Here is a 7,618-nt window from a genome sequence, read left to right as displayed (position 1 = left end):
CCGTGCCACTCCGCTTCGCGAAGGTGGCTTGCCACCTGCCGGCGACGGGAGTAACTTCAATGACGTGAATGGACTGAGGAAGGGCGAGTCTGCCCGGAATCAGGAAAAGTAAACATTCCGCAACTCGGACCAAGCCAATAGCCAACGTGGTAGAGATCCGGCTGGCTTAGTTGCGGGCACCATGGCGGTGTGAGGAAGCGTCGCGACTTCCTCACGCCGCTTTTTGTGTGTCCGCGCACAAAAAAACCGCCGCCAGCTGGCAGCGGTAAGCCTTATTGAAGTTTGGTTTCGTGCGCCGAGTAGCCGGACTGCTTGGCGATGTTGTACTGCTGGTAATAGGTACTAAACATCGTCTTGGCCACGGTCAGGTTGTAGTTCGCCAAGTCATCCCCGCGCAGGTTCGGGAAGACGACGGCAATGGCAATTTTCGGATTCTTCGCCGGGGCGAAGCCGACAAAACTTTGGGTCGTCGTTTCCAGCAGCTCGGATTGGGAGTTGGTGGGATCGCGGCGGGTAAAGGTTTGCGCCGTCCCGGTTTTTCCGGCCACGCCGGGGTTCAGCGTGTTTAAGCTCGTGGCGGTGGTCCACCCATCGGTGCCGTGCACCACTTGCCACATTCCTTGCTTGACCAGGTCTAGCTGCGCCTGGGTGTTGCCCGTCTTACCCAAGACGCTCGGCGTGGTCGTCTCCACGATTCGGTTGCTTTTGCCGGTGCCGCTGGCTTCGGCGATGCTTTGCACCACGTACGGCTTCATGCGGTAGCCGTTGTTGGCCACGGTGCTGATGTACTGCGCCATTTGCATGAGCGTGTAGCCATCGTAGTTCCCGTAAGCCAAATCCAGCGCCGAGCCGACCTTCAACAACCCGTTGGCGTAATCGTCCCCGGTCAACCCGCTGACTTCGCCGGGCAAGTCGATGCCGGTTTTTTGCCCCAAGCCATATTGCCCGAAGTAACCGCGCATTTTCTCGAAAATGTCGTCGTCCAGGGTCATCGAGGACTTCGGGACGTAGCTGGCGTGGCCTTCCTTCATCGCCAGGCGCATCATGTAGATGTTACTGGAGACTTCCAGCGCCTTGGTGGCCGTCAGCGTGGCAAACGTGCCGGCGGGATAAACGGACTTCTTCACCGCGGTGGCCGGCAGGTAAATCGGCGTGTCGACTTGGGTGTTGTTCTTGACGGTGATGACGCCGTCTTGCAAGGCGCCGAGCACCATCGCCCCCTTGACCGCCGACCCCATGACGAACGAGCGGTTGATGCTGCCCAAGGCGTCGTCGGTGATCTCGTTGGTTTTGGTGTCATGCGCCAAGCCGGCCACGGCAAGCACCGCGCCGGTTTGCGGATTCATCGCGATTGCGTAGGCGCCGTCGGAATACCGCGCCGCCCCGTTGCTCAACGCCGACTTGAAGGTGCTAGTCAGCACCTTTTCCACCTGCTTTTGATAATTCAAGTCGATGGTCAAGTTGAGGTTTTCGCCAGCCTTGCCCTTGAATTCTTGGACTTGGTTGATGATGCTGTTATCGCTGCCGATATCCACCTGGGTCCGCGACTTGGCCCCTTTTAAAATCGATTCGTATTGTTGCTCGAGGTAACTGGTCCCCACCCGGTCGTTGCGGGCGTAACCGTTGGCCAAGTAGCTGGTCAACCCGGAGGCAGGCAGCCCAGACTTGGCGCTGGACACCGTGCCGATAATGCTGGTCAGGGACGACCCGTTGGGATATTCGCGCTCCCAGTCGGTGCCGAGGTTTACCCCGGGCATGCTGGTGAGGTGCTCGCCAACGGCACTGGATTCGGCCACCGTGACGCCGCTGCTTTTCAACAGGACGGTCGTCAGCTGCGTGGCGCCGTTCATGATCTTGAACAGCATCACCGCCTCGCGCTGCGTGCTGGTGAAGGTCGGCAGGTGTGCCTGCACATAGGCGGCTTGTAGCTTGTACAGCTTGCTGGCATCGGTCAGGGTTTGCTGGCTTTTCGGCAACTTGGCAGTGACGGCCTTGGCGTGGTCGGCGTCGGCCAGATAATAGTCGGCGTAATCGCGCGGCTGCAAGTTCGTCGGCGTGATGGTCAGGTAATTGGCGAGGCGGTTAGCCACGCCATACATTTGCGCCGCACTGGTGCCGACACTTTTGGTGTAGGTGATGGCGTTGTTGGCGGTGTTGGTCACCAGCGGCCGGCCCTTGACGTCGTACATCAACCCCCGCGGCACGGCGCCGGCAACGACGGTTTGGTCGGTGCGGTCGACTTCCCCGGCGAACTTGCTGCCGTTGATGATCTGCAAATAAGCCAGTTGCCCGATCAAGGCGGCCAGCAGCAAGAACACCACGAAAAAGAGGAGATTCAACCGGAACGGAATTTGAGATTTCGGCCGTTTGGGCTTGGGGGTACGAACGTATTTCACGAGACAGGCTCCTTTGATTCTGACACTGATTACCCACCAGTGTAGCAAAAAACCGGGGCCATCGCGAATCTCCCCGCACCCTTATCACAAGTTTAACGCCTATGGTATAGTAGAATTCAAATTACGGGGAGGTGGCAACATGCGAGTCTATCACTGGCTAAAGGCCCATCCCTTGGTGTGCGCCGCGGTTCTTCCCATGCTGATCATGGCGGTTTACTTCATCGCCCGCGGCGTCTACCCCTTCGGCAACAGCAGCGTGTTGACCGTGGACATGGGCCAGCAGTACATCGATTTTTACGCCTACTTTCGCAGCACCGTGTTCGGCCACCCCGGTCAACTTTTCTATAGCTTCAGCAATGCCTTAGGCGGCGACATGTATGGCACCTTTGCCTACTACTTGTTGAGCCCCTACAACCTGGTGTTACTCCTCTTCCCGAAGACCATGCTCGACGTGGCCGTGGCGGTGATGACGCTGTTAAAATACGGCAGCGCCGGCTTGGCAATGGCGTATTATCTGAAAACCACCGGCTGGCGCTCCTGGTGGCTGCCGGCTTGGGGCACGGCCTACGCCTTGTCCGGCTGGATGCTGGCCAACCAACTCAACTTGATGTGGTTCGACGGCGCGATTTGCTTGCCGCTGATCGCCGTGGCGCTGGCCAACCTCGTGGCCGGGCGGCGGCCGTTTGCCTATATCGGCTGGCTGGCCGCGGCGATCGTGGTCAATTACTACATCGCCTTTATGCTGTGCCTGTTTCTGGTTGGCTACTTTGGTTACGAAGTCGTGCGGCAATGGGCCGGCTGGCGCTGGTTCGCCCGCCAGACCGCGCGCTTTGCCGCCGCCAGCATGGCCGCGGCGGGCCTGGCGGCGGTGATCGTGATCCCGACCTTGGTGCAGCTGCGGCTCGGCAAGGGCACCTACACGACGACGGATTTTCATTGGCGCTTCGAATACGCGCCGTACCGCCAGCTCGGGAAGTTCATGCTCGGGGCGTTTAACTTCGACCAGATGCCCAGCGGCCAGGCTAACGTCTTCATCGGCGCCATTGGGGTGTTAGGCGCGGTGCTGTTTTTCACCCAGCGCACGATTCCGGTGCGCGAGCGGCTGTTTGCCGCCGGCTGGAGCCTGTTTTTGACCCTGTCGGTAATGGTGGAGCCGCTCGACTTGCTGTGGCACGGTTTACAGTTTCCCTCGTGGTACCCGTATCGCTTCAGCTTCGTCATTTGCTTTTGGCTGCTGGTCTTGGCCGGGCGCGCCTTGCAAGGCCAACCGACTGGCCTGACTTGGTGGCAAATGTTGCTGACGCTGGGCCTGGTGTTGGCGGTGGTTGCCACCGTCTGGCTGAATCTGGCGCACTTTAGCTACCTCACCGAGTGGCAAGTCGGGGCCTCTGCGCTGTTTGGTATCGCCGCGGTGATTCTCCTGACGATTCGCCACGACGGCCGCGCCGCCACCGCCGCCATTTTCGCGATGTTTATGGTGATCGACAGCACCGCCAACATGGTGACGACCTTGAACCAGCTGTCTTACATTTCCCACTCCGACTATCACACCTACACGGAAAGCCTGCGCGCCGGCGTCGCCCACATTCAAGCGGCCGACAGCGGCACCTACCGCATCGGCAAAACCGTCACCCGCACCAAAAACGACGCCATGCAGGTGGGGTACATGGGCACCGACCAGTTCAATTCGATGATGGCCCCGCCTACCGTGCAGCTCTTCGAAGACCTCGGCCAATCCGAAAACGACGGCTTCGTCGGCTACACCAACGGCACCGTCATCACCGACGCCTTGCTGGACCTCAAGTATTGGCTGACGCCGCGGCCAACGCCGGCGGTGGCCACCGGCTTTTTACCGAGCAGCGGCGCCCGGCCCGACGTCAGCCGCTACGACGAGCTCGGCCGCACCGGCGACTTAATCGTGTCGCGCAACCCTAACGCCTTGGGGCTGGGGTTTGTCGCCAGCACCGATATTCTCAAAACCAAACGCGCCGCCAACTTGGCGATGCTCAATCAAGAGCTGATTCTCACCCACCTGGCCGGCCAACCCTACCGTTCGCTGTTCGACCTGCAGACTATGACGGGGCCGAAGCTGCACGACGCAACCATCAAGAAGCAAACCCAGGTGGTCACCAAGGTCACCGACGGGGCGACGGTCACATACACCTTCACGGCGCCCACCACCGATCCGTACTACCTCCAGCTTCCCGTGGCGTTCAGCGATAATGTCGTCACCCTCACGCAAAACGGCACCGATTTACCGATTCCCGATAGTTTTCGCAGCAGCATCTTGCTAAACGTCACGCCGACCGCACCCGGCGAAAAGCAAACCCTGACGCTGACGCTGCAAAAAAGCACGGCCAACCTTACCGACGTGGCGCTGTATCGCCTGAACGCCGCGGCGACCACCGCGCTGCTCACGCCGCTGCGGCAAAATCCGTGGCACATCACGCACCGTAGCGACACCAGCCTGCGTGGCACCGTCACGGTAGAGGCCAAGCACAAGCTGTTGATGACGACGATTCCCGCCGTGCCCGGCTGGCGCGTCACCGTCGACGGTCAGCCAGCCACCATCAGCAAGGCGCTGAAGTATTTCATCGCCATTCGCCTCAAGCCCGGCCAGCACACCGTGACCATGACCTACCGGCCGCCGGCGCTAGGACTCGGCGCCGCAATCAGCCTCGCCAGTGCCGCACTCGTCGGTGCCTGGTGGTGGTGCACCCCCACCGGCCGCCACCGCAAACATTCCTAAGCCACTAAAAACTCGCGCCGCCATTTTGCCAATGGCGGCGCGAGTTTTGGTTAGTCCTGTTTTTCGACCAGGTGGTGCTTGAAGGCGTAGATGGCGGCCTGGGTGCGGTCCTCGACTTCGAGCTTGGCCAAGATATTGGACACATGCGTCTTCACGGTTTTCAAGGTGATGAATAATTCCGTGGCGATTTCTTGATTGGACTTGCCTTGGGCGATGAGTTGTAACACCTCGCGCTCACGGTTGGTCAGGTCATCATAGCGCTGAATCTCGGCGCGCTTGCTCATCCGGTTCATCATCTTGGTGGTGACTTGCGGCTCGAGCACCGCCTCACCTTGCGCGGTCTTGCGAATGGCGTCGGCGATTTCTTCGGCCGTCGCGGTTTTCAAGATGTAACTCGCGGCGCCGGCGGCAATGGCCGGGTACACCTTTTCGTCGTCGATGAAGCTGGTCAAAATGATAATGCGCGCCTGCGGCCAGGTGGCGAGAATCTTCTTGGTGGCGGTGATGCCATCCATGTTCGGCATCACCAAGTCCATCAAGATGACATCGGGCCGCAGCTGCAACGCCAGGTCGAGCCCTTCCTGGCCGTCGGTGGCTTGGCCCACCACGGTTAAGTCGGGTTGCACGCCGAGGTAGGTGGCGATCCCTAACCGCACCATTTCGTGATCATCGACAATCAATACTTTAATCATTCGGCTCATCCTTTGGCATCGGCACGCGGACTTCAACCGTCGTGCCTTGATTTGGAAAACTAATTACCCGCGCAGTGCCGCCGACGCTGGTGGCGCGCTCTTGAATATTGGCGAGGCCATAGGCGCCGGTGTGCGGCTCGGCGTTCAAGTCGAAGCCGACCCCATCATCGACGACGCGCAAAATCACGTTGCCGCCTACCGCCTTCAAGTATACCTCAAGGCTGTCCGCCTTGGCGTGGCGCAGCGTGTTCGACAGCAACTCCTGAACAATCCGGAACAAGTTGTCCTCAATGGCGCTGCCGAGGTGCACGTCGTCGAGCTCCCAGGTGATCTTGATGTGAATCTTGGTTTGCAGCTCCTGCAGCAAGCCGATGATGCCGGCCTTCAGCGATTTGCCTTCAAGGTTGGTCGGCCGCAGGTGCAACAGCAACGCCCGCATTTCGGCTTGGGCCTCGTTGATCACGCCTTCGATGGTAACCACCGTTTTCAGCTGCGGGTCATCCTTGGGCATCACGCTGCGCACCGCCGACAGCATCATCATCGCGGCAAACAATTGCTGGGACACAGAATCATGCAACTCCCGCGCCAGGCGGTGGCGCTCGGCCGTCAGGATTTCTTCCTTGCTTTCACCGGCCACGCGAACCGGCACGTTGGCGTAGCGCTCGATTTCCCGCTGGAGGCGAATCATTTTTTGCCGCAATTGCTCCAGCAGCTGGGCGTTGTCCGGCCCGAGTAAGTCGGCGGCCACCTGCTGACGCGCCAGCACCGGGGCGTCGACGTGGCCGGTCGTCAGTTGCGCCAGGCGGCTGGCCAAGGCGCTGCGCTGGCGACGAGCGGCCGCATACGCCCAAATCGTGACAATGCTGGCGAGAATCACCGACCCGGCGATGAGATACGCCACCACCGGCGCGTGGTACACCGGCAGCATCAACGCTTGCGCCGTGGTGCGCGGCGTGTCGTAGGTGACCATGAAGACGGCGGTGAGTTCAAGCATCGCCGCCAGCAACCACGTCACGATAAACAGCCACAATAAATTGAATCGCCTCATACCGCCAGCACCTCCACATCACCAAACGCCACGTTGGTGAGAATGTGGACGCGCCGGGTGGCGGTGTCGTAGTCATCGCTGTACTGCGTCACGGTTTCCATGTGCACCGGCAGCTCGTGGTTGGCCATCGTCAAGGTGCCAAACGCGCCGGAGTGGCTGACCATGACCCCGACGCCCACCGGCACCAGGATCCGGGTTTTCCCGCAGCCCTTGCGAATCACGACATGATTATCCCCTTTAGGCAAGATGGTGTTGCCCAGGTCGATGATGGTGTCGCCGGCGGCCACGGTGAGGTTAATGTCGTCCCATTCAAACAACTGGGTGCCGATATGCGCCTCCCCGACCCACGGGTGCCGAATGCTCTTGCCGGCTTTGGGCGTCGGCTCGGTGGTGGCCACGGCGACGAATTGTTTCTTCGCCCAGGGGCCAAAGCCGTGCGCCCCGTTGGCGTACTTCAAGACCGCCACGGCGCCGAGAAACAGCATCACCCACACGGTAGGGTTGATGAACACCGCCACGATCACCGCGATGGTGCCGGCGGTGAGCCACACTTCGCGGCCGTGATGCACCCGCGTGCCCAGCCACACCGCGAGTAGCCCCAGCAACAGCGTCAGGAAAATCGGCGGGTTCGTCACGATTTCAAAGCCTAAACCAAATAACAGCGCCAGTTCTACCAGCCAAAACACTTGCCATCTGCGACTCACCACACCGCCCCCTTTCACTGATTCTCTTT

Annotated in this window: 5 protein-coding genes; 1 reads left to right on the top strand and 4 read right to left on the bottom strand. The window is 60.3% G+C overall.

Annotation, left to right across the window (positions count from 1 at the left end):
• Window positions 1-272: 272 nt before the first annotated feature.
• Window positions 273-2,396, bottom strand: coding sequence for a peptidoglycan D,D-transpeptidase FtsI family protein (locus FD02_RS03270; RefSeq protein WP_056950408.1), 2,124 nt, complete (start codon window positions 2,394-2,396; stop codon window positions 273-275).
• A 139-nt stretch (window positions 2,397-2,535) separates the two neighbouring features.
• Between FD02_RS03270 and FD02_RS03265 the strand changes: the two genes are divergently transcribed.
• Window positions 2,536-5,145: a YfhO family protein gene (locus FD02_RS03265; protein ID WP_056950406.1), complete on the top strand. Its 2,610-nt coding sequence runs from the start codon at window positions 2,536-2,538 to the stop codon at window positions 5,143-5,145.
• A 50-nt stretch (window positions 5,146-5,195) separates the two neighbouring features.
• On the opposite strand, the gene FD02_RS03260 is transcribed toward FD02_RS03265, so the two are convergent.
• Genes FD02_RS03260 through liaF form a run of 3 tightly spaced genes read right to left on the bottom strand, consistent with a single transcriptional unit; the run spans window position 5,196 to window position 7,589 of the window.
• Window positions 5,196-5,837 carry a response regulator gene (locus tag FD02_RS03260; RefSeq protein WP_056950404.1) on the bottom strand — a complete coding sequence of 214 codons (642 nt, stop codon included), beginning with the start codon at window positions 5,835-5,837 and terminating at the stop codon, window positions 5,196-5,198.
• A complete protein-coding gene (locus FD02_RS03255; protein ID WP_056950401.1) occupies window positions 5,830-6,885 on the bottom strand; it encodes a sensor histidine kinase in 1,056 nt (351 codons plus the stop codon). The genes FD02_RS03260 and FD02_RS03255 overlap by 8 nt, the downstream gene beginning before the upstream one ends.
• Window positions 6,882-7,589 (bottom strand): cell wall-active antibiotics response protein LiaF, encoded by a 708-nt coding sequence (liaF, locus tag FD02_RS03250; protein ID WP_056950399.1) that lies wholly within the window; start codon window positions 7,587-7,589, stop codon window positions 6,882-6,884. The genes FD02_RS03255 and liaF overlap by 4 nt, the downstream gene beginning before the upstream one ends.
• Window positions 7,590-7,618: the final 29 nt, after the last annotated feature.

Origin of the sequence: Lacticaseibacillus nasuensis JCM 17158, from assembly GCF_001434705.1 — a bacterium.
Taxonomy (GTDB): Bacteria; Bacillota; Bacilli; order Lactobacillales; family Lactobacillaceae; genus Lacticaseibacillus; species Lacticaseibacillus nasuensis.
The sequence above is the reverse complement of the archived record's forward strand: the minus strand, read 5'-3'. Positions and strand labels throughout refer to the sequence as shown.